Raw genomic sequence first — 26,529 nt, 5'->3', positions numbered from 1 at the left:
CCTTATTCAATATTAGAATTATAACAAATCTAGCACTTTTTAAAATTTATATACTACTATATATAGTGTTTTCTTCTATTTTTTGTATTTACATTGTACAAAATATCTTGTATAATTTATTTATAATTATCTTATATAGAAAGGGTGAGTGAAATTGTCACAAGTTATAAAAAGAAATGGAAAAAAAGTTGATTTTGATAGAGATAAAATTGTAATAGCAATTGAGAAGGCTATGCATTCTAGTTCTGGATTATACATAGAAAATCAGGCTCTTGAAATTGCAAGTGAAATTGAAAAACTTGCGAAAGAAAGAGAACTTCCCCTTTCTATATACGACATAGAAAGCGAAGTTTACTATCGCTTGATTCAAAATAATAATCCAGCAACTGCAAGAGCGTACGAATCTTATAAATCTGTTCAACAATATAAGCGTGAACAAAATACTACTGATGAAGATATATTAGGTCTTTTAAATGAAACTAATGAAGACTTAATGGACGAAAATTCAAATAAAAATGCAATCATAGCATCAACTCAAAGAGATTTAATCGCAGGTGAAGTTTCAAAGGATATTGCAAAGAGAAAAATGATTCCTGCCGACTTAGTAGAAGCACATGAATCTGGTGCTATTCACATTCACGACATGGATTATTTTATCCAACCTATTTTTAATTGCTGCCTTGTAAACATGAAGGATATGCTCGACAATGGCACTGTCGTAAATGGAAAAATGATCGAAACTCCAAAGTCTTTCCAAGTTGCTTGTAATGTAATGACGCAAATTATTGCACAAATCGCATCAAATCAATATGGTGGACAAAGTATAAATATTTCTTGCCTTGGAAAATATCTTAGAAGATCCTATGAAAAAAATTTGAGCCTCGCTCTTGATACTCTAGGTGACATTGAACTTGCTGAAAAAATGGCAAATAGAATGACAAAAAAAGATCTCGAAAGTGGAATTCAAACTATTCAATATCAAATAAACACACTTATGACTTCAAATGGTCAAGCTCCTTTTGTAACGTTATTTATGTGGCTTGAAGATGATGACCAATACGTTGACGAAGTTGCAATGATTATAGAAGAAATTTTAAAGCAAAGAATACAAGGAATAAAGAATGACGCAGGAGTATATGTGACTCCAGCCTTCCCTAAATTAATTTATGTTTTAGACGAAAATAACATTAACAAAGATTCAAAATATTACTATTTAACGTCCCTTGCCGTCAGATGCACTGCAAAGAGAATGTACCCTGATTACATTTCTGCCAAAAAAATGCGTGCAAACTACGAAGGCAATGTATTTTCTCCAATGGGTTGTCGTGCTTTTCTTCCTCCATATAAAGACGAAAAGGGCAATTACAAATTTGAAGGAAGATTTAACATGGGTGCGTGCTCCATTAATTTACCTCAAATAGGAATACTTGCCGGAGGCGACGAAGAAAAATTCTTTGAAATCTTAGAAAAAAGACTAGACTTGGTAAAAAGAGTGGGGCTACTTCGATACGAACATCTAAAAAAAGTTACAAGTGATTCATCTCCAATTCACTGGCAACATGGTGCCATTGCAAGACTTGGAAAACATGAATCTATTGCACCACTTTTATTAAATGGTTACTCCACAGTTTCTCTAGGATACATTGGAATATATGAAGCAACTGTTTTAACTAAAGGTGTAAGTCACACAACTAAAAAGGGATACGACTTTGCCATGAGAATAATGGACGCATTAAACGATGCAGTAAAGAAATGGACAAAAGAATATGGAATTAAATTTACTCTCTATGCAACGCCAGCAGAATCACTGACTCAAAGATTTTGCAATATTGACAAAAAAAGATTTGGAATAATAGAAAATGTAACAGATAAGGGTTACTACATCAACTCCTTCCACGTTGATGTTCGTGAAGAAATATCTGCCTTTGAAAAATTTACTTTTGAATCAAAATTTCAAGACAAATCAACAGGTGGTTGCATTTCCTATGTAGAAATACCTAATATGGGTCACAACCTAGAAGCACTTGAAACAATTGTAAGATTTATCTATGACAACATTCAATACGCAGAATTTAACACAAAATCAGATTACTGTTCTGAATGTGGATTTGACGGTGAAATTAAATTGAACGAAGAAGGCGATTGGGAATGTCCACAATGTCACAACAAAGATAGATCAACTTTATCAGTTGTAAGAAGAACTTGTGGCTATCTTGGAGAAAACTTCTGGAATGAAGGCAGAACAAAAGAAATTAACGCAAGGGTTCTTCACATATAATGAATTATGCACAAATAAGAAAATACGATGTGGCAAATGGCCCTGGTATAAGAAGCACAATTTTTGTAACGGGATGCACTCACAATTGCTACAACTGTTTTAACAAAGAATATCAAGACTTCAATTTTGGAAAAACTTGGACAGATAAAGAAACAAAAGAAGTAATAGAATATCTAGAACTTCCTGAAGTAAAAGGTCTGACAGTTTTAGGTGGCGAACCCTTTCAAAATGAAGTAGATCTTTTAATGACTATAAAGGACATAAAGAAAGAAGTTCAAAAAGATATTTGGATTTTCTCTGGTTATACCTTTGAAGAAATAATAAAAGATGAGAACAAAAAAAATCTTTTAGAAGAATGCGACGTATTAGTTGATGGGAGATTTGTTGAAAACTTAAAAGACTTGACACTTAGATTTCGTGGTTCTTCAAATCAAAGGATAATAGATGTAAAAAGATCTCTAGATGAAAATAAAGTAATTGAATTAAATTTTTAAAGAGCTACTCTCGTTTTAAGTAGCTCTTTTTTGTTAAGTATAATTACCATGAACTTTTAATATATTTTATTTATTAAGACGCTAAAATATTATATCCAATAAACGTAGCTGCTAGCCCTGACAAAATAACCATAATTATACCTATTTTTATAATTAATTTAGAATCAGAATTTTCATCGGCATGAAGCATTGCTATTGGAGCAAATGATGATGGCAGTACATATGCTAGTGAGCCACACATTGTCGTTGTAACACAAAGTGCAATAGGACTAATATTGTAAGAAACCATAGAAACACTTGCTGCAACTCCTGTCATTATTGTAATTGTTGATACATTTGAAGAGAAATTTGTAAGTGCACAAGTTCCCAGTGCAAATAAAAACACAACTAATGTAATTGATGATTTTTCAATAATTGGTCTTAAATTTAAAATAACAAAATCATTTAATCCTACACCTTCTGCTGAAACTGCACTGCCCAATAAAACACCAATAGAAATAAAAAATATTGTCGCCCAAGGAATTTTCATATTCATTGTTTCTTTTAAGTCAATTAATGGCGTATCATTTATCCTGACAAAGGCAAGTAAAATAACTGCTAAGAAAGCCCAAAAAGTAATGGTAAGATTCTTGAACATTAAAATTACGCTATTATCTTTAGGTAAAAATATTTGTAAAACTCCTGGAAGAATCCATAATATTACAGTAGCAAAAAATATTGTCGCTATTGACTTTTCTCTAAGTTCCATAGGTTTTAAATCTTCTGAAAATTTATTCATGTCAAGATTACTAACTTTTGAAACATCAGGTTTTATAAAATATCTTATTATTATAAAAAGAACTAAGAATAGTATAAACGTCGTAGGCACTGCATATGCCATATAATCAATAAGAGTTATCTCCATTCCAGTTGTCTGTTCAAATATTCCAATTCCCAAAATTGCAAGTGGATGTGAAATTGGCGTAGCTGCCCCACCAAGATTAACTGAGAAAATAGCACCTAGTGACAAAGTATTAGAAAATTTACTATCTTTTTCATATCCAGTCTTTTTTATTATCTCATTTGTAAAAGCTAAAAAGAAAGCTGTCGCTGGAACTTGATCCATAAATGCTCCAACCAAATAGCAAATAAAGAAATACACAAACATAAAAGACCAAGGACTTTTCTTAGAAATTTTCATCGTGAGCATTTTTGTAGTAAGTCTAGCCGTAAAACCCGATTCATTTAGAGCATTTGTCAGTATCATACTTGCCACTACAAAAGCAAAAATCCAATTTCCAATTGAACCTTTTATAACATCATTTAAGCTCATAACACCTGTCAATGTCAAAAGTAAAAAACTAAAAAATACAGGCCATATAGTGTCGACAATAGATAACATAAGTACCGTTCCAATAAAAACTCCTATTACTTTTGTCCCCATAGATGTAATTGGATCTATTGGAGGTAATATCCAAAATAAAAATATTACAAATAAACATAACAAAGTTTTCAGAATATATTTCTTATTCCAATAGAACTTTTGTTGCAATCCTTTCATAGAATCACCTATTTCTTATAATATCCATTTTCAAGTAATAATGCTATGCCTTGTCCGCCTCCAATGCACGCACTTACAACAGCATATTTCAAATTATGATTTTCTTTAAATTCATATAAAGCAGTAGTTATAATTCTTGCACCCGTCATTCCAAGAGGATGCCCTAGTGCCACTGCACCACCATGAATATTAAAGTTTTCCTCATAATACTTACTTCCTAAATAAATATCAAGTTCTTTTAAACAGCCCAAAGTTTGACCAGCAAAAGCCTCATTTATTTCAAGCATTCCTATATCTTTTTTTAAATCAAGTTCATTTCTTTTGAGCAGATTATTTATAGCAGGGACTGGCCCCATTCCCATATAAGCTGGATCTACGCCTGCTATTTCATAATCCACTAATTTTGCCATAACTTCCAAATTTTTTTCCTTTGCGTAAGAAAGAGTTGTAATTATTTCAAAGGCCGCACCATCATTAAGACCAGAAGCATTACCTGCCGTAACAGTGCCTCCTTTTTCAAATACGGGCTTTAAAGTACTTAACTTTTCAAGAGTTGTGTCCTTCTTTGGATGTCCATCAGTATCAACAATTGTACTTCCTTTTCTTGATTTTACTTCAACAGGAACTATTTCTTTTGCAAATCTACCTGAATTTATAGCTTCTCTTGCTTTCATTTGACTGTCGTATGCAAATTTATCTTGATCCTCTCTCGAAATATTATATTTTCTAACAACATTTTCAGCAGTATTTCCCATGTGGTTTATACCTGAATTTGCACCCGAAGCTGTTCTATGTCCCTCATCATTTGCATCTATTAATATAGAATCCCCCATTCTAAATCCCTTAAATCTAGCTTCTTCTGGCAACATATAAGGTGCTCTAGATAAAGATTCTGCTCCACCAACTGCAATAACTTTTTTATTTCCTCTTAAAAGTTCAAGAGCACCAGAAACAGCAGACTGCATTCCAGAACCACAAATTCTATTGACTGTCATTCCAGTTGCTTCGTGCTTTAAACCAGTATCTATTCCAATAATATTGCCCAAATTATTCGTTGTTTGAGAGCCAGTAACATGACCTACAATAACTTCATCAATATCATTTTTATCAATTCCAGATCTCTTAATAGCTTCATTTAAAGCAATTACTCCTAATTCCTGAACCTTAAGTCTTTAAATCGCCCAAATAAGCTCCTACAGGAGTTCTAGCTGCTCCTACAAAAACAACTTCGTCATTTAAAAAATTTAACATTTATTTTCCCCTTTCATTCCATTATCATTTTTTCTAAATCTTCAGAAATTTCAACATCTGGCTCAACTCCACTAATAATTTCATCAATACTAAAGTTAGGATTGTAAGCTGACAAAATTAACTTTTCATTTACAATATCAAAAACTGCCTTTTCAGTAACTATCATAGTCGCAGCTTTCTGTGCAGTAAGAGGTAATTTACAATTTTTTAAAATTTTAGGTTTTCCATTATTTGTGTGATATGTAGCAATTATCACGTTCTTAGCACCTACACATAAATCCATAGCTCCGCCCATTCCAACAACTAATTTGCCTGGAATAGTATAATTAGCAATGTTACCATGCTCATCAACTTCCATAGTTCCAAGAACAGAAGCACTTAAATGTCCTCCTCTTATAATTCCAAAAGAAATAGATGAATCAAAAAAAGAAGCTCCTTTCTTAAATCTTGTCGGAAATCCAGATGAACTTATTACACCAGGAATATAATTAGGATCATCATAATCAATATCTCCAATGGCACCTATCATTCCATTTTCTGAGTGAATATTAATATTTTGTTCATCTGTAACAAACTTAGAAACTAAAGTAGGTACACCTACTCCTAAATTGACATAAGTATTAGGCTCTAACCTCACAGCAATATTTTTCGCAATAATTTCTTTCATTTCATTTTTATTAAGTTCCATTATTCAATACTCCCCTTAACAATATAATCAACAAAAATACCTGGCATAGTTACATCATTTGGAGCTATTTCTCCATTCTCAACTATTTCATCTGCTTGTACTATCGTTATATCACTAGCAGTAATCATCATAGCTGAATGAGCAGTAGCAGATCCAAAAAATACAACATTTCCCATCTTATCAGCTTTTCGTGCCCTAACTATACACACATCTGCTCTAAGAGGTTTTTCTAATAAATACTCTTTACCATCAACACTTATAATTTCCTTCCCCTTTGCTATATCAGTCCCTATCCCTGTTGGTGTTAAAACTCCTCCAAGACCATAACCACCTGCTCGAATCCTTTCAACTAAAGTTCCTTGAGGTACAAACTCTACTTCAATCTCTCCTTTATTAAATTGATCAACTGTAAATTTATTCATTCCTATATGGGAAACGATTGCTTTTTTAATACAATGATTAGGAGTCAAAATCCCAACATGTTCGCCAGGAATATTTAAATCACCTGTATCATTACAAATCAAAGTTAACTCTTTTGTGTTTCTTTTAACAATTCCTTGAATGATTTCATTAGGTGCTTCAGACCCTGCGAATCCACCAATCATAATAGTGCATCCACTATGAATCATATCAAGGGCATCATCCATTGAAATAATTTTTTTCTCATCCATTTGAAAAATCTCCTTTTTAATCTAAAAACATATTCTTTATGGTATAATTAAATATACTATTTAGTTTATCTTGATACCACGATATAATTATTATGAAAACCATAACTTTTTTTTATATATAAATGAGGGCTACATGGAAATTAATCAAATGAAATACATAGTGTGCATAGCTAATAATAATTTTAATATTAGCAAAGCAGCAGAAAAACTTTACATAACTCAGCCAGCTCTTAGCAAAACTATTAAAAATATAGAATTAATGACAGGAATTGAAATATTCACTAGAAAAAAAGGAAGATTAACTGGCTTTACTCCTATTGGAAAAATCATTTATGATAATTCAATACAAATAATAAACATTGAAAATCAAATTCAAAAAAATATTATCGACTATAAAAAGAAAGAATCAAATTACATTTCTATTGGAATTTTGTCAGTCTTTATGCCTATACTTTATGAAAAAATAAATACTCTATCACATAAGTGCAAAGAAAATAAAAATATAATAATAGACATAGTAGAATATAATTATTGGGATCTAATGAAGAAATTTGAAGATGAACAAATAGACATAATAATAACCGTTGGCTATAACGAAAATAACAACGAAACAATAAATCATACTATATTAGACAGTTCTTACGTTGCAATCTACGATAAAAATAATCATCATTTTGAAAACAACTCTATTAAATACTCTGATTTAAATAAAAAAACTCTAATTTATCCTTCGACCCTAAGTAAATCAAAGACTTTAATAGATGGAATTCTTGATAATAATAAAGTGGAATGCAAAAGAAAAATTCACCTAATGAATCCTGAATCAGTTTTACAAACAATTGTTAACACAGACTACTTAGCAATACTACCTCAAATCTTTTATGACATTAACTCAATTAAATACAATAACTATTTAAACATTGCTGAATTTAAAGTTCCAATTCCTTGGCATATGGACATAGTAATTAATAAAAAAAATTACAATAAAAGTAAAATTGTATTTGAAGAATTATATAATACCCTAAAAATAATAAACTTATTTCTCCTTAAAATTTAAAAAAGGCATCTGCTATACTCAAATTTAACAGATGCCTTTTTTTATAATATTTATTTTCAATTTAACTTTCCACATATCACCTAGTTTATCATTATTAATTTATAAAAATAAATATTTGCAATAAAAAAGCCCTCCAATAAGGAAGGCTTTTTTATCTTTTCTTTAATATGTAATGAGATAACTCATTGTGGAATAATTAAAGCAAAACATTTTACTAATTTTAAAAGGAGTATTTAAAATAAAAAGTCTATTGACAAAGATATCCTTGCATCAATAGACCTTTTAACTGGCGATAACTTACTCTCCCAGGTCGTTGCCAACCAAGTACCATCAGCGGACTAATGCTTAACTTCTGTGTTCGGTATGGGTACAGGTGTGTCCATTGTCCTATTCTCACCAGATTAACTTAAAAAACTAATCTACTCTTCTTTCTCTTGGTCAAGTCTTCGACCTATTAGTACTCGCTAGCTGAATGTATTGCTACACTTACACCTTGAGCCTATCTACCTAATTTTCTTCTAGGGGTCTTATCTTTCGAGGGAAATCTCATCTCGAGGGGGGCTTCGGGCTTAGATGCCTTCAGCTCTTATCCCTTCCAAACTTAGCTTCCCAGCTATGCACTTGGCAGTACAACTGGTGCACCAGCGGTTTGTCCATCCCGGTCCTCTCGTACTAAGGACAGCTCCTCTCAAATTTCCTACGCCCACGACGGATAGGGACCGAACTGTCTCGCGACGTTCTGAACCCAGCTCGCGTGCCTCTTTAATGGGCGAACAGCCCAACCCTTGGGACCTACTTCAGCCCCAGGATGAGACGAGCCGACATCGAGGTGCCAAACCTCCCCGTCGATGTGGACTCTTGGGGGAGATAAGCCTGTTATCCCCGGGGTAGCTTTTATCCGTTGAGCGATGGCCCTTCCACTCGGTACCACCGGATCACTAAGTCCTGCTTTCGCATCTGCTCGACTTGTTGGTCTCGCAGTTAAGCTCCCTTCTGCCTTTATACTCTTCGCACGATTTCCGTCCGTGCTGAGGGAACCTTTGAACGCCTCCGTTACTCTTTCGGAGGCGACCGCCCCAGTCAAACTGTCCAACTGAGAGTGTCCCTTCCCCAGTTTCATGGGGTTAGGTTAGAATTCTAGCATTAAAAGAGTGGTATCCCAACGGTGACTCCTAAGATACTGGCGTACCTTATTCTTCGTCTCCCACCTATTCTGTACGTTTAATCCCAAAATTCAATCTCAGCCTACAGTAAAGCTCCACGGGGTCTTTCCGTCCTGTCGTGGGTAAGCGGCATCTTTACCGCTACTACAATTTCACCGGATCCTTTGTTGAGACAGTGCCCAAATCGTTACACCTTTCGTGCGGGTCGGAACTTACCCGACAAGGAATTTCGCTACCTTAGGACCGTTATAGTTACGGCCGCCGTTTACTGGGGCTTCAGTTCTAAGCTTCGCTTATGCTAACTTTTTCCCTTAACCTTCCAGCACCGGGCAGGTGTCAGCTCCTATACTTCGTCTTTCGACTTCGCAGAAACTTGTGTTTTTGGTAAACAGTCGCTTGGGCCTTTTCACTGCGGCCCCCTTTTACAGGGGCTCCCCTTCTCCCGAAGTTACGGGGTCATTTTGCCGAGTTCCTTAACAAAGGTTTTTCCGCTCGTCTTAGGATTCTCTCCTCACCTACCTGTGTCGGTTTGCGGTACGGGCGATACTTCTCTTGTAGTGGCTTTTCTTGGCAGTGTGGAGTTATAAGCTTCTCTACTTGTTTTCGATCCGCATCACGCTTTAGACTTCTCGGAAAGCGGATTTGCCTACTTCCCATCCTTTGCGCTTGCACGCCTCACCAACTGGGCGCTCTTATTATCCTTCTGCGTCCCCACTTCCTCACTGATTGTATCGGTACAGGATTTTCAACCTGTTGTCCATCGACTACGCTTTTCAGCCTCGCCTTAGGTCCCGACTTACCCTGAGTGGACGAGCCTTGCTCAGGAATCCTTAGGTTTTCGACGGGTGAGATTCTCACTCACCTCTCGCTACTCATGCCAGCATTCTCTCTTGTATGATGTCCACAGTGCTTTTCAACTTCTGCTTCTTCCTTCATACATTGCTCCTCTACCAACGTTTTTCGTTCCATAGCTTCGGTATATAGTTTAGCCCCGGTTATCTTCGGCGCAGAGTCACTTGACTAGTGAGCTATTACGCACTCTTTAAATGAGTGGCTGCTTCTAAGCCAACATCCTAGTTGTCTCAGTAACTCCACATCCTTTCCCACTTAACTATAATTTTGGGACCTTAGCTGATGGTCTGGGCTCTTTCCCTTTCGACTATGAAGCTCATCCCCCATAGTCTGACTCCCTAGCGTATGATTTGGTATTCGGAGTTTGATAGGTCTCGGTAACATATGCATGCCCCTTGACCAGTCAGTGCTCTACCCCCTTTTCATTCTTGCTAGAGGCTAGCCCTAAAGCTATTTCGAGGAGAACCAGCTATCTCCGTGTTCGTTTGGCTTTTCACCCCTATCCACAAGTCATCCGATAGCTTTTAAACGCTACCCGGTTCGAGCCTCCATTGAATTTTACTTCAACTTCACTCTGCTCATGGATAGATCACACGGTTTCGGGTCTACGACTACTAACTTTTGCCCTCTTTAGACTCGCTTTCGCTTCGGCTCCACATCTTTAATGTTTAACCTTGCTTGTAATCGTAACTCGCTGGCCCGTTCTACAAAAAGTACACGATCGTGGCTTTTGCCACTTTCGCTGCTTGTAAACACTAGGTTTCAGATTCTATTTCACTCCCCTCCCGGGGTTCTTTTCACCTTTCCCTCACGGTACTTGTTCGCTATCGGTCACCAAGTAGTATTTAGCCTTAGGGGGTGGTCCCCCTGTATTCCCACTGAATTTCTCGTGTTCCGTGGTACTCTTTTGTGTCGGATATCTTCGCCTTCGTCTACGGGACTGTTACCTTCTTTGGTTCGTCTTCCCAGATGATTCGACTGGCTATTTTCTCTTTTTACACGTTTGGGCTCTTCCCTGTTCGCTCGCCGCTACTTTGGGAATCGAGTTTTCTTTCTCTTCCTCAGGTTACTTAGATGTTTCAGTTCACCTGGTTCGCTTCCTATAGTTATTTATTGGCTATAGGATTCCTCTTTTGAGGTGGGTTTCCCCATTCGGATATCTGAGGCTTGGCTTATTTGCAACTAACCTCAGCTTTTCGCAGCTTGTCACGTCCTTCTTCGCCTCTTGGTGCCTAGGCATTCTCCTAGTGCTCTTTTTAACTTGACCTTTGTTAATAAACATTTCTGTTTATTTCCAGTTTAATTGTTCTTTTTAGAAATTTTGATTAGTTTTTTTAGTTGTTATGGTTCAAAACTTAGTATAACTAAGTTATGGTGGTAATCGAATTCTAGCCAATCGACTCTCCCTTACGGTCAGTCTTTTGGGAATTCTTTACACACAACCTCCATCGCTTCAATCTTCGCTACGCTCGATTTTAGTGTGTCGGTATGGTGGAGATAAGGAGATTCGAACTCCTGACCTCCTGCTTGCAAGGCAGGCGCTCTCCCAACTGAGCTATACCCCCATATATAATTAAAATAGCGTGAAGATCTTTTTCCTTAGAAAGGAGGTGATCCAGCCGCACCTTCCGATACGGCTACCTTGTTACGACTTCACCCCAGTCACTTATCCTACCTTCGACTGCTGCTCCCTTGCGGTTTGCTCACAGGCTTCGGGTATTACAAGCTCCCATGGTGTGACGGGCGGTGTGTACAAGACCCGGGAACGCATTCACCGCAGCATTCTGATCTGCGATTACTAGCAACTCCATCTTCATGTACTCGAGTTGCAGAGTACAATCCGAACTGGGAAAGGCTTTTTGAGGTTTGCTTGAGATCACTCTGTTGCTTCCCTTTGTACCTTCCATTGTAGCACGTGTGTAGCCCAGGGCATATAGGGCATGATGATTTGACGTCATCCCCACCTTCCTCCGATTTATCATCGGCAGTCTCTTTAGAGTTCCCATCTTATATGCTGGCAACTAAAGATAGGGGTTGCGCTCGTTGCGGGACTTAACCCAACATCTCACGACACGAGCTGACGACAACCATGCACCACCTGTATTGAGGCTTCCGAAGAAGTATACTTATCTCTAAGTACGTCCTCAGTATGTCAAGCCCTGGTAAGGTTCTTCGCGTTGCTTCGAATTAAACCACATGCTCCGCTGCTTGTGCGGGTCCCCGTCAATTCCTTTGAGTTTCATGCTTGCGCACGTACTCCCCAGGCGGAGTGCTTATTGTGTTAACTGCGGCACCGACATTCGCCGACACCTAGCACTCATCGTTTACAGCGTGGACTACCAGGGTATCTAATCCTGTTTGCTACCCACGCTTTCGTTCCTCAGCGTCAGAATGAGCCCAGTAAGTCGCCTTCGCCACCGGTATTCTTTTTAATATCTACGCATTTCACCGCTACACTAAAAATTCCACTTACCTCTACTCTTCTCAAGATATGCAGTTTCAAATGCTTACAGTAGTTAAGCTACTGCCTTTTACATCTGACTTGCATTTCCGCCTGCGAACCCTTTACGCCCAGTGATTCCGGACAACGCTAGCCCCCTACGTATTACCGCGGCTGCTGGCACGTAGTTAGCCGGGGCTTTTTCTTATGGTACCGTCATTATCTTCCCATATAAAAGAACTTTACGACTCGAAAGCCTTCTTCGTTCACGCGGCGTCGCTGCATCAGAGTTCCCTCCATTGTGCAATATTCCCCACTGCTGTCTCCCGTAGGAGTTTGGCCCGTTTCTCAGTTCCAATGTGGACGTTCACCCTCTCAGGCCGGCTACCCATCGTCGCCTTGGTAGGCTTTTACTCTACCAACTAGCTAATGGGACGCGAGTCCATCTTAGACCACCGGAGTTTTGATCGTTATGACATGTGTCATTATGATTTTATTTGGTATTAATCCCGGTTTCCCGAGGCTATCCCAATGTCTAAGGCAGGTTACTCACGTGTTACTCACCCGTCCGCCGCTAATCCACTTTATCTTCGCCCCGAAGGGTTCTGTTAAAGTTTCATCGCTCGACTTGCATGTGTTAAGCGCGCCGCCAGCGTTCGTCCTGAGCCAGGATCAAACTCTCAATTAAAAAATTTGTATGACTCATTAGTTTTATCAAACTAAACGAATTTCTGGTTTGCTTTTGTGATTTTATCACGATTTTTTGATTCTTTATGAATCTTTCTATCTTCACACTATTTAATTATCATTGTTCTTGCTACTCTTGAAGTAGCTTTTTCATTATACTCTTGTATTTTTTTCTTGTCAAGTATTTTTTACAACTTTTTTGTTTTATTTTTACTTAACTTTTACAAAAGTTTTGTTGCCCCAAGCGACAACTTCTATATGATACCATCTCCGAAGTAATCTGTCAACTGTTTTTTTCATTTTTTTATAATTAATTTTACTCAAAAAAATAACAGTCGTCTTTTTTCGACAACTGTTACATAGTACTATTATATTTTTTAAATGTCAACTGTTTTCTGTAAATTTTTTATATTTTCTTATTTTTGTCCTGAAAGTCTTAAAAGGTGCTACTGTATTTATGTTTATAAATTTATATACTTCCCATACTGCTGTCTTTGTTACTCCATCAGCCCACTTTCTCATATGAGGTTTAAATAATTCATCCTCAGTCATATTGTCTATCATTTTATATGTTTTATTTACATTTTCATCTAAAATATTTTTTAATTCTTCTAATGATAATTTTGAATATTTTTGATTGAACCCTTCATATAATTTTCCCAACTCATTCCATTTGAATTTATCTGAGGGTGTTTTTACTTGTATTCCTTTCTTTTCGTCTTCTTCTCACTTTAAAAGAAGTGTAGTCCATCCGACTTGATAAGAAAGATTCTCCGCTGGAGTTCTGTCCACTTATTCAATTCTTTTATTCTTTAGACTTTCATCAATGTCATTAAATTCATCAATATATTTTTTATAAGTTTTTATATTTTTTATAAGTTTTTCTAATTTCTTCTTTTAATTCTTCTTTGTTTTCATATTGTTTCATAATTCTCTCCCGCCAAATTTTTATAAATGTTCATTATCTCTAATTAATTTTTTTATTTCTTCTAGATCAACTTGTGCTTCTTCTAAATTTTTGCTCAAATTTGGAAAGGCTTTTAATATTCTTCTTTCATCTGATTTGTCTTCTATTCTATATTTAAATTCTTTTATATCTTCTTCAAACTCTTTTACTGCTGCTATTTCTTTTATTTGTTGCTGCCTATTTTCTATGCTTATGGTCTTGTCATATACTTTCATACCTATTTTATCCGAAACTGATTTTATATCTGCACTTATATCATCAATCATTTTTAATTTTTTATTTAATCCTATCAATGTATTTATAGTTGTAATTAAATCTAAAATCATTACTAATGCAAAAGCTATATCTAAATATAGAATTACATTTCTTGGAATCAACTTCACTAGGTTTCCTGTTACTGGGTGTATTTTTTCAAAAAGTATATAACAAAAAATTCCCCAGATCACTGAAAACTCTAAACAAATATATCCTCCAATATTTAATTTTCTATTTGAGTAATCCCACCATCTTTTGTGAAATATCTTCTCTAGTATAAATCCAACTATGAATTCTATTAATGAAGCTATAAACATTGATCCAAAGAATAAAACAGTTTTGTTATTCTCAGCTATATTTTTCAAAATTATAATCACTGCCACTGCTCCAAAACCATAGATTGGACAATAAGGCCCACTTAAAAATCCTCTATTTATAAACATTTTCTTAGTCACTGCGTGATAACTAACTTCCACTACCCATCCTATGAAGGCATATATAAAAAAATACATTAAATAATTTATTAAATAATATTTCTCCATTGTATTCTCCTCTTCTTTTGCAATAAAAAATATGTTAGCTCTCCTAACATATTATAAACTACTTTTATTCAATTTTTCATCATATTTCTTTAATAATTCTTGCCTTCCGCTTACTTCTAATTTTTTATATAAAATAGTCAAATTGTTTTTTACAGTTTTTTCACTTATATAAACTTCCTTTGATATTTCTTTATTAGTTTTGCCAGAAATTATTTCTTCTAATAAAAATTTTTCTCTCTTAGTGAGTTTTTTAAGATTTTCAAACTTTTTTGTTCTATCCCTTTTTATTTCTTTTAGACTTTCTTCTATGTAAATGTATCCTCTTATTGTTTTATTCACAGCTTCAAGTATTTCTTCTTCTTTGGCAAATATTGTTATTACAGAATAGTCTATGTTTAGAGGTAATTCTTCTTTTTTTATTATTCTTATTTTATCTTTTTTTATTCTCGCTAAATCTTTATTTTGAAATATTAGAAGAGAGTAGTCTTCATCTTTTAATTTATAAAAATCTAGGACTTCATATTCTTTTAAAATATTTTGAAGCCCTGTTTTTATAATCTCACTTTTTGTTTCTATGGCAATTTTAGTCATTTAAAATTTTTACACTTTCTCTTTCAAGAATTTCTGAAGGTAAAACTACATTTTCTGCCAAATTGTCATCTTCTTTTGCTATTTTCTTTAAAATTTTTCTAATTGAAACTGCTCCAATATCATAATAAGGAATTTTCACAGTTGTCACTTTAGGTCTATAAATGTTAGAAATATAAGAACCTCCAAAACCAGTTACAGAAATGTCATCTGGAGTTTTGTAATTATTGTCCAAAAGTAAATTTATAAGGTGTATTGCTATTGTGTCATAGGATGCAAAAATTGCGGTGATTTTTTCTTTTTTAACTGTTTCTATTATTGTATCCTCTTCGCTCTTTACAAATTCTTCTCCAAGTCCTTCAACATACATGTTTACTTTTTTTAAACCATGTTCTTCCATAGCTCTATTATACCCTTCAATTTTTTTCTTCTCGAAAGTTCTATCAATGTCCTTTCTTATACCTAAAGATGCAATATTTTTGTGCCCCTTTGAGATTAGATAAGAAACCATATCATAACTTGCTTTTTCATAGTCAATTGTTGCCGAAAATTTTTCTATGTCGTAGAAATTGCTAATAACTACATATGGAATCTTACTCTCTTCTAGCTTATACTCAAGCTTTGGATTGTGAAGATTTGAAATCACAATAATCCCTTCTACTTGTTTTTGTGCCAAAAGATTTGCAAATTTCATTTCAGATTCAGGATCACCATAGGAGCTTGACAAAAGTATGTCGTATTTATACATTCTCCCAACTTCTTCCACACCTCTTAATATTTGTGAAATGAAATTAGATCCAATATCTTCTACAATTACACCTATTAAATTAGATTTTTTGGTCACTAAACTTCTAGCTACTTCATTTGGCTTGTAATCTAAAACCTCTATTGCGTGTAAAACTCTTCTCCTAGCTTCAGGGCTTACGGGTTTTGAATCATTAATTACTCTTGATACTGTAGAAATGGAAACATCTGCCATTTTTGCTACGTCTTTAATTGTAGATGCCATACTTTCCTCCTTATGGTACTATTATTTTAAGCTTATTTTCCAAGACCTTAAAAGTCATAGGAAGCGTTGAAGCTTTCTCACCGTCTACATCTATTGTCAACTCTTCATCTGAAGATATCTTTATTTCTTTAGTTTTTAAATACATTACTTTGTCATGGTTTACATGCCTGCCACCTACAAGTGAAGTTGCAAGTTCTGGAACTTCAGAAAACTTAAATCCTTTAAAAATAAGCACATCTAAGTATCCATCAGAAACATCTGCTAAAGGTGCCATATTTTTAAATCCTCCAACTGAAGTTGAGTTTGTTATTAAAAATAGAAGTCCTTCGACAGAACCAGTAAACTCATCACTCTCTATATTAAAATTTACAACTTTTTGGTATTTAAAAAATTTTTTCCCAAAAAGTTCTCTTACTCCTTCTAAATAATATGCCATATCTCCCAAACTTGCTTTTTTCTCAGCAGAAACTGTATATGCAATCTCTGTAAGCATTCCTCCAGCTGCAACATTTATAAAGGCTCTATCCCCTGCAAGTCCAATATCTATGGTCTTAATGTTAAAGTTTTTTATCATTTTATAAAATTTAAGGGGATTTGTAGGAAGGCCCTGTGCATTTGCAAAATCATTTACCGTTCCGCTTTGTAAAATTGCAAGTGGAGTATCTCTCTTAGAAAGATAAATTCCATTTACGACTTCATTTACAGTTCCATCTCCTCCACTGCATATAATAAAATCCTCGCCAGAATAATTTTCTGAAAATTTTATGCCATCGCCTTCTTTGTGCGTGAAAAAAAGTTCAATTTCATACTCATCTCTACTCATAAGCTCTATTAATTCTAATATTTTCCCAAGAGCCGCTCCTCTTCCGGAATTTGGATTTGCAATGATTTTTACTTTCTTCATTCCTTTTCTATCACCTTTTATAAAATTTATGTAAAAAAATAAAATAAGACGAAGCAAAAACTCCGCCTCTAAATTATTTCAAAAAAACTTCTTTAAGTGCCTTTACAACTTCTTTAAAAATATAGAAATAGTCAATGGCGTTATTTGAACTAAGTGAAATAGTTTTTGCAGTATCAGAAATTACATCTGATATATTGCCAACTGTGTCTGATACTTTTAAAGATGTATCATCTACTTTTCTTGTGATGCCATTTACGGTATCTGAAACTGAACCAACTGTTGAAACAACTTTTTCAATTTCAGGCTTAACATCATTTACAAGATTTGTCGCATCATTTGAAAGTGAATTTACATTTTCAGAAATGTTTTTCGCATTGTCAACAATTGTAGGGACAGTTTTTATAGTGTGATCAATTTCGCCTTGATTTTTTTCAATAATGCCATTTACATTTTTTAAAACCTTTACTACGTTTGACAGTGCTAAAAAAAGCGCTACAAGTGCAGCTATCCCAGCAACATAAAGTAAGAAACTAAGTAGACCACCTAGTGTAAATGATTGATTTAACATTTTATGCCTCCAATCTTATCTTCTGTTTGCTTCTCTTTCTACTTTATTTTTAGTATCCTTAACTGTTTCTTTTACATCTTCAGAAGATTTCTTAGCTTCTTTTTTAACGTCATGAGCTCCTTCTTTTAAATCGCCCTTTACGTCTTCAGCAGTATCTTTAACTTCATCAGTTGTATTTTTTACATTTTTTTTGACATCTTCTGCACCAGATCTTACAATTTCTCCAATTGCTCCAGCTTTTGCTTTAGCTACTTCAACATCTTCATCAAATTCACGTTTTTTAGTTGCAGCTTTATCTCTCAATTCTCCATAAGTTTGTTTAGCTTGTTCTCCAGCTTGATAAGCTTTAAATTCTATTGTATCTTTTGCATCATTTGCAACATTGATAGCTTGATTTGCCGCTTCTTCTGCTCTTTGGGCAATTTCTTCACGAGTTTTTTTACCTTCTTGTGGTGCATATAAAACTCCCACTAAAGCTCCAAATGCCATGCTTGTAAATACTTTTGAAGCTTCTCTGCATCTTCTTCTTCTTATTGCTTCATTTCTTTTTTCTTCTAAGTAATCAAATAATCCCATAATAATTCTCCTTATCTTAATTTAATTTGTTAATTATGTACCCTTTTATTTTTAAAATAATCACATCCAAAAATAAAATAAGATAACTTTAAGAATAATAGTAAAATCCGCAATGCCGAAACCTTATTAATTCACACCCGCCCATTATCATGGTGGGTAAAAAACTTGATAGTGTCTTCTGACTTCCGCTCAAAGACGGCTTGTCATATCTCACATATACACAGTATCCCGTGTTCTATTTGTCGGTTGAATTAAATAGGCTTAACCCGAACATCGCAGAATTTACTTAATTAAATTATAACTCAATAAAACGTTTTTTTCAATAAATTGCCACCAAAAAACAAAAAATCGTGAGGTACTCCTGCAAAAATTTCTATTTCTTTATTATTTCTTGGCAATTTAAATTTTAGAGAATAAGAATGAAGTGCTTGCCTTTTTATCAAATTAGATTTTTCAAAATAAAGCTCGTCCCCTATAATAGGGTGACCAATATGAGAAAGGTGAACTCTTATCTGATGCGTCCTTCCAGTGTGAAGAGTCAAAAGAACAAGGCTCATATTATCTTTTTCTTCAAGCACTTTGTAAGAAGTTATAGATCTTTTCCCAGTAACATAATTTACCTCACGCCTAATTTTATCTTCTGATAATGCAATTGGCGTCTCAATGACTCCCTCTTTTTCATGAAAAATCCCATTACAAATTGCCAAATACTTTTTCTCGACACTCTCTTTAAATTCCTTAGAAATTTTATCTTGTGTAAAAGAATTTTTCGCAACCATTACTATTCCTGAAGTATCTCTATCGAGTCTATTTACAAATCTAACTTTTCTATTTATGTTATTTCCATAAAAATAACCACATAAATAATTCAAAAGAGTCCCTGTTGTATCGTCCTTGGCTGTGTGGGTAACCATAAAGGGCTCTTTATTTACTAAAATAAGATCATCATCTTCATATAAAATATCTAGAACCCTATGCTCTATTTTTCCATTTAAATCTTCTTCTTCAAATTTAACAGATACAATATCATTTATCTTTAACTTTTTATTTTTTTTATTTAACTTTCCATTTAAATATATGCTTTCGCTTTTAACAGACCTTCTAATTAACCTTGAAGACAAATTTTTTTCACGCAAAAAATCATTTAATTTAATTTCTTTGCCAACTCTAAAATTTAAAAAGTCCTTGGAATTTAACCTATACATTTTACACCTCTAGTCAATGTAAGTTTATTCGTTTATAATATAAATAATAAAGAAAAAAATCAAGGGGGTTTAACCTTGTCAAAAAATATTATAAATATAATCACAAATGCAAATTACGAATCCAAAAAAACTGCCACAAATTTGCACAAAGTCCTAACGAACTATGGATACGAACCTTTTAATGGGTTCAATAAAAATGCAGAGCTCTCAATTTGTATAGGTGGTGATGGATCCTTTATAAAAGCTATACACAAAAACGACTTTCCTGATATGCCCTTTGTCGGAATAAACACAGGACATCTTGGCTTTTATCAAGAAATAAAACCAGATGAAATAGAAAAATTGGTAAAAGACTACAAAAATGGCAATTACAATGTTGACGATATAAAACTCATTAGATCAGATATATACACCAAAAATAAAGTTTATAAATTTTATTCCATAAATGAAGTAGTATTAAAAGCCGCCCATTCTAAAACTATTCACATGAATGTATTTATAGACAGAAATCATGTAGAAAAATTTTCTGGTGACGGAGTTTTAGTTTCAACACCCTCAGGCTCTACTGCATACAACTTTTCAAGTGGAGGGGCAATAGTCTATCCAAGCCTTCATGTATTGCAAATGACACCAATTTCTCCAGTTAATTCTGCTGCATATAGATCTCTTGGATCTTCTGTAATAGTTCCAGGAGTCCACACAATTTCTCTAGTTGTGGAAAAAAGATACAAGGACTCAAATCTTTTATTAGTTGATGGTTCTGAATACTTTTTTAACAACCTTCACAGAGTAAACATCAGACTTTCAAATAAAGTAATAAAAAAACTCGTCTTTTCAAATAATTCCTATTGGGACAACTTAAAAGACAAGTTCCTATAATTATATTAATTTAGTTCCTAGAAAATCTAGGAGCTTTTTTAGTTTTTACAAAACAAAAAAGTATCAACCATTAAACCTGATTGATACCTAAACTAATTATTTTAAATTTAAAAAAATCTTATTATTGTAACATTAAGCTAAAAATATTCCTACAAAAATTATTTATTTTTATTATTTATTGCCGCTTTTATAAATCCATTAAATAGAGGGTGTACTTTTGTTGGTCTTGATTTGAATTCTGGGTGGAATTGACAAGCGACAAAAAAGTCACTATCCTTTAATTCAATTATTTCAACTAAATCTTTATCTTCATTTATTCCTGAAAAAACTACTCCTGCAGATCTAATTTTTCCTCTGTAATCATTGTTAAATTCATATCTGTGCCTGTGTCTTTCTTTTATTTTTTCTTCACCATAAAGTGAATAAACTAAAGTATCTTTATGAATTGTACAATCATAATTTCCAAGTCTTAATGTCCCACCAACATTTTTAATATTCTTTTGGTTTTCTAAAAGATCTATTATTGGATAATTTGTTTCTGGATCTATTTCTGTTGAGTTCGCACCTTTATATCCAAGTTTATTTCTGGCGATATCAATAAGTGCAATTTGCATCCCGTAGCAAATCCCAAAGTAAGGCACATTATTTTCACGAGCGTACTTGCTTGTCATTATCATTCCTTCAGTTCCACGAGAACCAAACCCACCTGGAACAATTATCCCGTCAAGCCCTTTTAAAATCTTAGAATCTTTTTCAATTTCTTCAGAATTTAACCATTTTATATTTACTTTAACACCATTTTCGCAGCCAGCATCAGTTAATGCTTGCGTCACAGAGAGATAAGCGTCATGAAGACTCACATATTTACCAACAAGTCCAATATTAACTTCGCCTTTTACATCCTTAAACCTATCCACCATCTTTTTCCAATTTCCATTAGATTTAGGTCTGTCTTCAAGGTCAAGTTCTTTTAAAATATAATCATCTAAATGTTGATTGTGAAATACTAGAGGCACTTCATAAATTAAATCTACATTTGTAGATTGGATAACTGCTTCAACTGGAACATCACAGAAAAGAGAAATTTTTTCTCTAAGATCATCTGTAACAACTCCATTTGATCTTACAATTATTACATCAGTTTTTATTCCGTTGCTCATTAGTTCCTTAAAAGAATGTTGGGTTGGTTTTGTCTTTAATTCATCTGAGCCAGGAATATTTGGCACTAAAACTGTGTGGACAAATAGTACATCAGATTTTTTATTTTCAGAGTGAATTTGTCTTATAGCTTCTAAAAATGGAAGTGATTCAATATCTCCGACTGTTCCGCCAATTTCTGTAATAACTACATCTGCCCTTGATTCCTTTGCAGCTTTATATACTGCATTTTTTATTTCATTTGTTATGTGAGGTATAACTTGCACAGTGGCACCATCATAATCTCCGCGTCTTTCTTTTGCAATTACAGTGGAATAAACTTTTCCAGTAGTGATAGAAGCGTCCTTTGTAAGTTCTTCATCTATAAATCTTTCATAATGTCCTAGGTCTAAATCAGTTTCTGCTCCATCTCTTGTCACAAAAACTTCTCCATGTTGAAAAGGACTCATAGTTCCTGGGTCTACATTAAGATATGGGTCAAACTTTTGCATAAATACAGAAAGACCTCTATCTTTTAAAAGTCTTCCAATACTTGCAGCAGAAATTCCTTTTCCAATTCCTGAAACAACTCCACCTGTAACAAATATAAACTTAGTCATAACTCCTCCTAGCTTAGCGAATTAAAAATGTCTTCATAAGATGGCAAAGTAATATTTTTTCTTGAAATTAATTTTTCCATATTATCTGCAACTTTTCTAGTTTCAAGAAGTTTTGCTGCAATATTATTCTCTACATACTCTGCCTTTTTGTATATATCCTCTATTTTTTTCGAATGTTCTATTAAGATATTCAAATCTTCCTGGCACTTAATTAACTTAGAAATCATTGAATCTATTTTATCATACTTCTTAGATATTAATTCATTATTTTTAAAAGAAAGAACATGGGAAATATCTTTTAACTCAGAAATTCCTTCTGGCAAAATATCTTTATCAATCATATCAATCATTATTTTAGCTTCTAAAGTATGATAGATTACAACTTTTTCTAAATTAACTTCATAACTTGCATTTATTTCTTTCTCCGTATAAATTTTTCTCTTTAAAAATATATCTGTATAGTCAAAATCTTTTAGTGATACAAGTGCATCAAAATAAGTTTTGTGATTAGAAAGTCCCCTCTTTTTTGCTTCTTCTTTCCACTCATCTGAATAATTATCTCCATCACAAATTATTCTGTCATGACTTCTCATAGTATCTCTTACAATTTGAAGAGTTTTTTCTCTAAGTTTCTTTTCATCGCCTATGTAAGGCTTTAATTTTTCATACATATTTGCCAAAGAATCTGCAATAGCACAGTTAAGTGTTATATTTAAATCAGAGCCAGTTTTAGAAGAACCAAGCATCCTAAATTCAAATTTATTTCCCGTAAAAGCGACAGCAGCAGTTCTATTTCTATCGCTAGAATCCTTTGGAACACTTAAAAGATTGTAACCAGTAAAAATATTATCGTCTTCTTTTTTATAATGTCTTTCCTCTTTTATATCTTTAAAAAGCTCTTCTAAGTCACTTCCCAAAAATAGCGAAATAATGGCAGGAGGTGCTTCATCTGCACCAAGCCTAAAATCATTTGATGTGGAAGATGCACTCACCCTCAAAAGATCTTGATATTTATCTGTGGCTTCAATTAGTGCTGACACAAATAACAAAAATATATTGTTGTTGTAAGGATCATCCCCTGGATCAAAAACATTTAAACCATAATTAGTTACAATTGAATAATTATTGTGTTTTCCCGAACCATTTACATTCGCAAAAGGTTTTTCATGAAAAAGACAGACCAAATTATTTTCAAGTGCAGTTTCCTTTAAGATATTCATGAGAAGTTGATTGTCATCTATTGCCACATTTACATTCTCAAATAAAATTGCCATTTCAAATTGATTTGGAGCAACTTCATTGTGTTCAGCTTCAGAATAAATTCCAAGGCCGTATAGTTTTTCATCAACATCTTTGTAAAATTTTTCAACTCTTGCAGGAATTTGTCCAAAGTAATGATCTGATAACTCCTGTCCCTTTGGAGAAGGTGCTCCTACAATAGTTCTTCCAATATTTTTAAGGTCACTTCTCCTCTTATAAATTTCTTTGTCTACTAAGAAAAATTCTTGCTCGAGCCCAACCTTTACTCTCATCCTATAAGCATATTCATCTTTGCGAAAAATATTTACAATTTTTACGCCTTCATCACTCAAAATTTTTATAGAATCAATGAGAGGTCCTCTTTTATCAAGTTTTTCACCTTTGTAAGACATAAAAATTGTGGGAATATATAGTACATTTCCAATTATAAAAGAATTTGCCGTAAGGTCCCAATAAGTGTAGCCCCTAGCTTCAAAAGTAGATCTCATACCTCCACTTGGAAAAGACGAAGCATCTGGTTCACCTTTTACAAGTTCCTTCCCAGAAAATCTATTTATTGGCTCGCCATCAGAAGTTCTTGTTATAAACGCCTCATGTTTTTTTGCAGTGTGCCCACTTAGTGGCAAGAACCAGTGTGCAAAATGAGTTGCACCATTTTTAAGTGCCCAATCTTTCATTGCATGAGCTATGGCATCAGCTGTTTCTCTGTCTAAATCTTTTTCGTTTCTAAGAGCTTCTTTCCACTTTAGATAAACCGGATATGGAAGATTTTCTTTCATCTTCTTTTTATTAAAACTTTTTATTCCAAATTCTTCAATCATATATCCCCCTATTAAAAATAAAACCAAAAAAAATGGCAATTAATTAAAATTGCCATTATGAAAAACCTATGGTTTCTTTTTATTTTATTTCAAATATAATCCATTGTCAATAATATAATCATTAAGAGTCTTTCAAAAGAATTACGTGAACATCAAACCACTGCCCATGAATAGAAATCTTAACTTCTCCTCCCAAAATTTCAGACAAGTTTTTAACTATATTAAGTCCAAGTCCAGATCCTTCACTGTGTCTAGATCTATCTGATTTCGAAAGTTCAAGAAAAAGTTCTTCGCTACTCATATTTAATTTTTCTTTCATCAAATTTTTTACATAAAATTCAATCTTATTTTCTCTTTCAATAACTCCAGCTAAAATTTTAGTACTTTCTTTTGAATATTTGTAAGCATTGGAAAAAAGATTTTCAACAATTCTTACAAATAAGTTTACATCTGTATAAATTAAAATCTCATCGCTTGTTGAACTATATAAAAAGTCCAAATCTTTTTGCTTAAAAAGAGAATCATAATCTCCATAAATTTGAAGAATCATCTCATTTAATTCCACAAGCGATTTTTCCACTGAAATATCTTTGGTACTAGTTTTCGACGCAAATATTAAATCCACAATTAAATCCTTTAGTCTAGAAGAATTTCTATTTAAAATATTTATAAAACTTTTGGCCTCATCATCTAGTTCATTTTTCTTTGAAAGCAAATCTGCATAGTTAATTATTGAAGTGAGAGGTGTCTTCAAGTCGTGAGATATATTAGTTATGAGTTCCATTTTAGATTTTTCAGTCCTAAAACTATCTTCCAATCTTTTTTTGTCACGCTTTTTAAAATCTTCCATCAAAATTGTAATTTTCTCCAAGTACTCATTCTCAAAGGGTTCTGGAATTTTAAAATCATACCCATATAAAATAGATTCTACTAGTTCAATTGAAAGTGAATTTTGTGCAAATTGAAGTTCCACTATTATAACTGCTCGAAGAATCATAAAAAGAAGAACATTTAAAAGCACAATCTCTCTTGGTATTAAACTATAAAAAAGAATACATAAAATTATTAAAGTTACATTTAAAGTCCCAAAAAGTCTAAAATTTTTAAACTGTCTATATTTAAATAAATTATATGTCAAAACAGTGTCTGTAAATTTTCCTCTTTTTATTTTTAAGAACATAAATAAAATAGTAAATATCCATGTCATCATAAAATATTTATTTATATTAAAAAGCTCAAGGATAATCGTAGAAGAAACAAAAATGTTTTCTATAAAAACTCTTTCTATTAAATTTATAATTACATCTCTAATAGATCTTTTTAAACTTTTAAGACCCATCACTTGTCCTCAATTTTATATCCCATTCCATAAACTGATTTAATGAGATCTGGTTTTCTCGGATTTATTTCAACTTTATCACGAAGATGTGAAACGTGAACAGAAATTATTTTTCTAACATTAATGGCTTCCTCTTCCCACACACTTTCATAAATTTCATTTGAAGAAAAAACTCTTCCAGGATTCTTCATAAGTAAATACAATATTTTATACTCGTATGGGGTTAAACTAACTACTTCATCTTCAACCCTAACTTCTTTCGACTTATCAAAGATGCTAACTCTTCCAATTTTTAAATCACCTGTTTGTATATTAGAAGCTCCAAGAGAAAAATATCTTCTTATTAGAGAATTTACTCTTGCCGTTAGCTCCACAGCATTAAAAGGCTTTGTTATGTAATCATCTGCTCCTACATTTAACCCTACAATTTTATCAGTAACCTCACTTTTTGCAGAAAGAATTATTATAGGTATATTCGTAATTTCTCTCATCTTCATGATAAGTGAAATACCATCCATAACAGGCATCATTATATCAACTATGGCAAGATGAATCTCATTTTTTTCTACTATTTTAAGAGCAGACATTCCATCTGTGGCAGTAAAAACATTATGTCCATCTGCCTTCAAATAAATTTCTATTGCACCTAAAATATCTTTTTCATCATCGCAAACTAGTATATTGTAATTCATAATCATCATCCTTTACCATTTTTTATAATGTAAACTAATTGTTCTT

The 26,529-nt window shown here is 33.4% G+C and carries 19 protein-coding genes, 1 tRNA gene, 3 rRNA genes, 1 other RNA gene and 1 pseudogene; 4 read left to right on the top strand and 21 right to left on the bottom strand.

The features are described from left to right. The first annotated feature begins 154 nt into the window (after positions 1 to 154). Both nrdD and nrdG read left to right on the top strand, forming a co-directional pair. Positions 155 to 2,278 carry an anaerobic ribonucleoside-triphosphate reductase gene (nrdD, locus tag BQ5450_RS07455; RefSeq protein WP_071126469.1) on the top strand — a complete coding sequence of 708 codons (2,124 nt, stop codon included), beginning with the start codon at positions 155 to 157 and terminating at the stop codon, positions 2,276 to 2,278. Continuing rightward, positions 2,278 to 2,772 (top strand): anaerobic ribonucleoside-triphosphate reductase activating protein, encoded by a 495-nt coding sequence (gene nrdG / locus BQ5450_RS07450; protein WP_010246136.1) that lies wholly within the window; start codon positions 2,278 to 2,280, stop codon positions 2,770 to 2,772. The genes nrdD and nrdG overlap by 1 nt, the downstream gene beginning before the upstream one ends. Positions 2,773 to 2,845: 73 nt before the next feature. Here the strand turns inward: nrdG and BQ5450_RS07445 are convergent, their stop codons facing one another. The 4 genes from BQ5450_RS07445 to BQ5450_RS07430 all read right to left on the bottom strand — a co-directional run bounded on the left by BQ5450_RS07445 (position 2,846) and on the right by BQ5450_RS07430 (position 6,922). Beyond that, positions 2,846 to 4,312: an SLC13 family permease gene (locus BQ5450_RS07445; protein WP_071126468.1), complete on the bottom strand. Its 1,467-nt coding sequence runs from the start codon at positions 4,310 to 4,312 to the stop codon at positions 2,846 to 2,848. Between the two features lie 8 nt (positions 4,313 to 4,320). Then, positions 4,321 to 5,424, bottom strand: coding sequence for a thiolase family protein (locus BQ5450_RS07440; RefSeq protein WP_234347019.1), 1,104 nt, complete (start codon positions 5,422 to 5,424; stop codon positions 4,321 to 4,323). 152 nt (positions 5,425 to 5,576) lie between these two features. Next, positions 5,577 to 6,251 (bottom strand): succinyl-CoA--3-ketoacid-CoA transferase, encoded by a 675-nt coding sequence (locus BQ5450_RS07435; protein WP_010246146.1) that lies wholly within the window; start codon positions 6,249 to 6,251, stop codon positions 5,577 to 5,579. Next, positions 6,251 to 6,922, bottom strand: coding sequence for a CoA transferase subunit A (locus BQ5450_RS07430; RefSeq protein WP_010246149.1), 672 nt, complete (start codon positions 6,920 to 6,922; stop codon positions 6,251 to 6,253). The genes BQ5450_RS07435 and BQ5450_RS07430 overlap by 1 nt, the downstream gene beginning before the upstream one ends. A gap of 133 nt (positions 6,923 to 7,055) precedes the next feature. Here BQ5450_RS07430 and BQ5450_RS07425 point away from each other — a divergent pair, with 133 nt between their 5' ends. Continuing rightward, entirely contained in the window at positions 7,056 to 7,979 is a 924-nt protein-coding gene (locus BQ5450_RS07425) for a LysR family transcriptional regulator (protein WP_071126467.1), read from the top strand. Positions 7,980 to 8,263: 284 nt separating this feature from the next. Here the strand turns inward: BQ5450_RS07425 and rrf are convergent. From rrf to BQ5450_RS07360, 13 genes and pseudogenes are all read right to left on the bottom strand, one after another. Next, positions 8,264 to 8,380 (bottom strand): 5S ribosomal RNA (gene rrf / locus BQ5450_RS07420). A gap of 33 nt (positions 8,381 to 8,413) precedes the next feature. Then, positions 8,414 to 11,261, bottom strand: a 23S ribosomal RNA gene (locus BQ5450_RS07415). A 222-nt stretch (positions 11,262 to 11,483) separates the two neighbouring features. Further along, positions 11,484 to 11,559 (bottom strand) — tRNA-Ala (locus BQ5450_RS07410). A gap of 38 nt (positions 11,560 to 11,597) precedes the next feature. Continuing rightward, positions 11,598 to 13,122 (bottom strand): 16S ribosomal RNA (locus BQ5450_RS07405). The 16S, 23S and 5S rRNA genes sit together here with 1 tRNA gene alongside, the layout of an rRNA operon. A gap of 383 nt (positions 13,123 to 13,505) precedes the next feature. Continuing rightward, positions 13,506 to 14,049, bottom strand: a pseudogene (locus BQ5450_RS07400) (ClbS/DfsB family four-helix bundle protein). Positions 14,050 to 14,069: 20 nt separating this feature from the next. Continuing rightward, complete coding sequence (locus BQ5450_RS07395; RefSeq protein ID WP_010247604.1) at positions 14,070 to 14,885, bottom strand: putative ABC transporter permease; 816 nt, start codon at positions 14,883 to 14,885, stop codon at positions 14,070 to 14,072. Between the two features lie 51 nt (positions 14,886 to 14,936). Further along, positions 14,937 to 15,476, bottom strand: a complete 540-nt coding sequence (locus BQ5450_RS07390) for a LuxR C-terminal-related transcriptional regulator (RefSeq protein WP_010247601.1) — start codon at positions 15,474 to 15,476, stop codon at positions 14,937 to 14,939. Next, positions 15,469 to 16,482, bottom strand: a complete 1,014-nt coding sequence (locus BQ5450_RS07385) for a LacI family DNA-binding transcriptional regulator (protein ID WP_071126466.1) — start codon at positions 16,480 to 16,482, stop codon at positions 15,469 to 15,471. Before BQ5450_RS07385 ends, BQ5450_RS07390 begins: the two co-directional genes overlap by 8 nt. Positions 16,483 to 16,492: 10 nt before the next feature. Next, a complete protein-coding gene (locus BQ5450_RS07380; protein ID WP_071126602.1) occupies positions 16,493 to 17,386 on the bottom strand; it encodes a diacylglycerol/lipid kinase family protein in 894 nt (297 codons plus the stop codon). 73 nt (positions 17,387 to 17,459) lie between these two features. Then, positions 17,460 to 17,954, bottom strand: a complete 495-nt coding sequence (locus tag BQ5450_RS07375; protein ID WP_010247593.1) for a methyl-accepting chemotaxis protein — start codon at positions 17,952 to 17,954, stop codon at positions 17,460 to 17,462. 15 nt (positions 17,955 to 17,969) lie between these two features. Beyond that, positions 17,970 to 18,530 (bottom strand): YtxH domain-containing protein, encoded by a 561-nt coding sequence (locus BQ5450_RS07370; protein WP_071126465.1) that lies wholly within the window; start codon positions 18,528 to 18,530, stop codon positions 17,970 to 17,972. A 100-nt stretch (positions 18,531 to 18,630) separates the two neighbouring features. Then, positions 18,631 to 18,815, bottom strand: a non-coding RNA gene (gene ssrS, locus BQ5450_RS07365) — 6S RNA. 17 nt (positions 18,816 to 18,832) lie between these two features. Further along, positions 18,833 to 19,735, bottom strand: a complete 903-nt coding sequence (locus tag BQ5450_RS07360) for an RluA family pseudouridine synthase (protein ID WP_010247587.1) — start codon at positions 19,733 to 19,735, stop codon at positions 18,833 to 18,835. Positions 19,736 to 19,810: 75 nt separating this feature from the next. On the opposite strand from BQ5450_RS07360, the gene BQ5450_RS07355 reads away from it, so the two are divergent. Continuing rightward, positions 19,811 to 20,614: an NAD(+)/NADH kinase gene (locus BQ5450_RS07355; RefSeq protein WP_010247585.1), complete on the top strand. Its 804-nt coding sequence runs from the start codon at positions 19,811 to 19,813 to the stop codon at positions 20,612 to 20,614. A gap of 158 nt (positions 20,615 to 20,772) precedes the next feature. Here BQ5450_RS07355 and BQ5450_RS07350 read toward each other — a convergent pair whose 3' ends face one another. From BQ5450_RS07350 to BQ5450_RS07335, 4 genes are all read right to left on the bottom strand, one after another. After that, positions 20,773 to 22,371: a CTP synthase gene (locus tag BQ5450_RS07350; protein WP_071126464.1), complete on the bottom strand. Its 1,599-nt coding sequence runs from the start codon at positions 22,369 to 22,371 to the stop codon at positions 20,773 to 20,775. A gap of 8 nt (positions 22,372 to 22,379) precedes the next feature. Continuing rightward, positions 22,380 to 24,452, bottom strand: coding sequence for a glutamine synthetase III domain-containing protein (locus BQ5450_RS07345; RefSeq protein WP_071126463.1), 2,073 nt, complete (start codon positions 24,450 to 24,452; stop codon positions 22,380 to 22,382). Between the two features lie 121 nt (positions 24,453 to 24,573). Then, entirely contained in the window at positions 24,574 to 25,791 is a 1,218-nt protein-coding gene (locus BQ5450_RS07340) for a sensor histidine kinase (RefSeq protein WP_071126462.1), read from the bottom strand. Then, entirely contained in the window at positions 25,791 to 26,483 is a 693-nt protein-coding gene (locus BQ5450_RS07335) for a response regulator transcription factor (protein ID WP_071126461.1), read from the bottom strand. The genes BQ5450_RS07340 and BQ5450_RS07335 overlap by 1 nt, the downstream gene beginning before the upstream one ends. Positions 26,484 to 26,529: the final 46 nt, after the last annotated feature.

Origin of the sequence: Peptoniphilus lacydonensis, from assembly GCF_900106515.1 — a bacterium.
Classification (GTDB): domain Bacteria; phylum Bacillota; class Clostridia; order Tissierellales; family Peptoniphilaceae; genus Peptoniphilus_A; species Peptoniphilus_A lacydonensis.
The sequence above is the reverse complement of the archived record's forward strand: the minus strand, read 5'-3'. Positions and strand labels throughout refer to the sequence as shown.

Excerpts from the sequence above, each read along its gene's own strand:
- nrdG (WP_010246136.1), top strand. The coding sequence starts at position 2,278 with ATGAATTATGCACAAATAAGAAAATACGATGTGGCAAATGGCCCTGGT.
- BQ5450_RS07445 (WP_071126468.1), bottom strand. The coding sequence starts at position 4,312 with ATGAAAGGATTGCAACAAAAGTTCTATTGGAATAAGAAATATATTCTG.
- BQ5450_RS07435 (WP_010246146.1), bottom strand. The coding sequence starts at position 6,251 with ATGGAACTTAATAAAAATGAAATGAAAGAAATTATTGCGAAAAATATT.
- BQ5450_RS07430 (WP_010246149.1), bottom strand. The coding sequence starts at position 6,922 with ATGGATGAGAAAAAAATTATTTCAATGGATGATGCCCTTGATATGATT.
- BQ5450_RS07425 (WP_071126467.1), top strand. The coding sequence starts at position 7,056 with ATGGAAATTAATCAAATGAAATACATAGTGTGCATAGCTAATAATAAT.
- BQ5450_RS07395 (WP_010247604.1), bottom strand. The coding sequence starts at position 14,885 with ATGGAGAAATATTATTTAATAAATTATTTAATGTATTTTTTTATATAT.
- BQ5450_RS07390 (WP_010247601.1), bottom strand. The coding sequence starts at position 15,476 with ATGACTAAAATTGCCATAGAAACAAAAAGTGAGATTATAAAAACAGGG.
- BQ5450_RS07385 (WP_071126466.1), bottom strand. The coding sequence starts at position 16,482 with ATGGCATCTACAATTAAAGACGTAGCAAAAATGGCAGATGTTTCCATT.
- BQ5450_RS07380 (WP_071126602.1), bottom strand. The coding sequence starts at position 17,386 with ATGAAGAAAGTAAAAATCATTGCAAATCCAAATTCCGGAAGAGGAGCG.
- BQ5450_RS07375 (WP_010247593.1), bottom strand. The coding sequence starts at position 17,954 with ATGTTAAATCAATCATTTACACTAGGTGGTCTACTTAGTTTCTTACTT.
- BQ5450_RS07370 (WP_071126465.1), bottom strand. The coding sequence starts at position 18,530 with ATGGGATTATTTGATTACTTAGAAGAAAAAAGAAATGAAGCAATAAGA.
- BQ5450_RS07360 (WP_010247587.1), bottom strand. The coding sequence starts at position 19,735 with ATGTATAGGTTAAATTCCAAGGACTTTTTAAATTTTAGAGTTGGCAAA.
- BQ5450_RS07350 (WP_071126464.1), bottom strand. The coding sequence starts at position 22,371 with ATGACTAAGTTTATATTTGTTACAGGTGGAGTTGTTTCAGGAATTGGA.
- BQ5450_RS07345 (WP_071126463.1), bottom strand. The coding sequence starts at position 24,452 with ATGATTGAAGAATTTGGAATAAAAAGTTTTAATAAAAAGAAGATGAAA.
- BQ5450_RS07340 (WP_071126462.1), bottom strand. The coding sequence starts at position 25,791 with ATGGGTCTTAAAAGTTTAAAAAGATCTATTAGAGATGTAATTATAAAT.
- BQ5450_RS07335 (WP_071126461.1), bottom strand. The coding sequence starts at position 26,483 with ATGAATTACAATATACTAGTTTGCGATGATGAAAAAGATATTTTAGGT.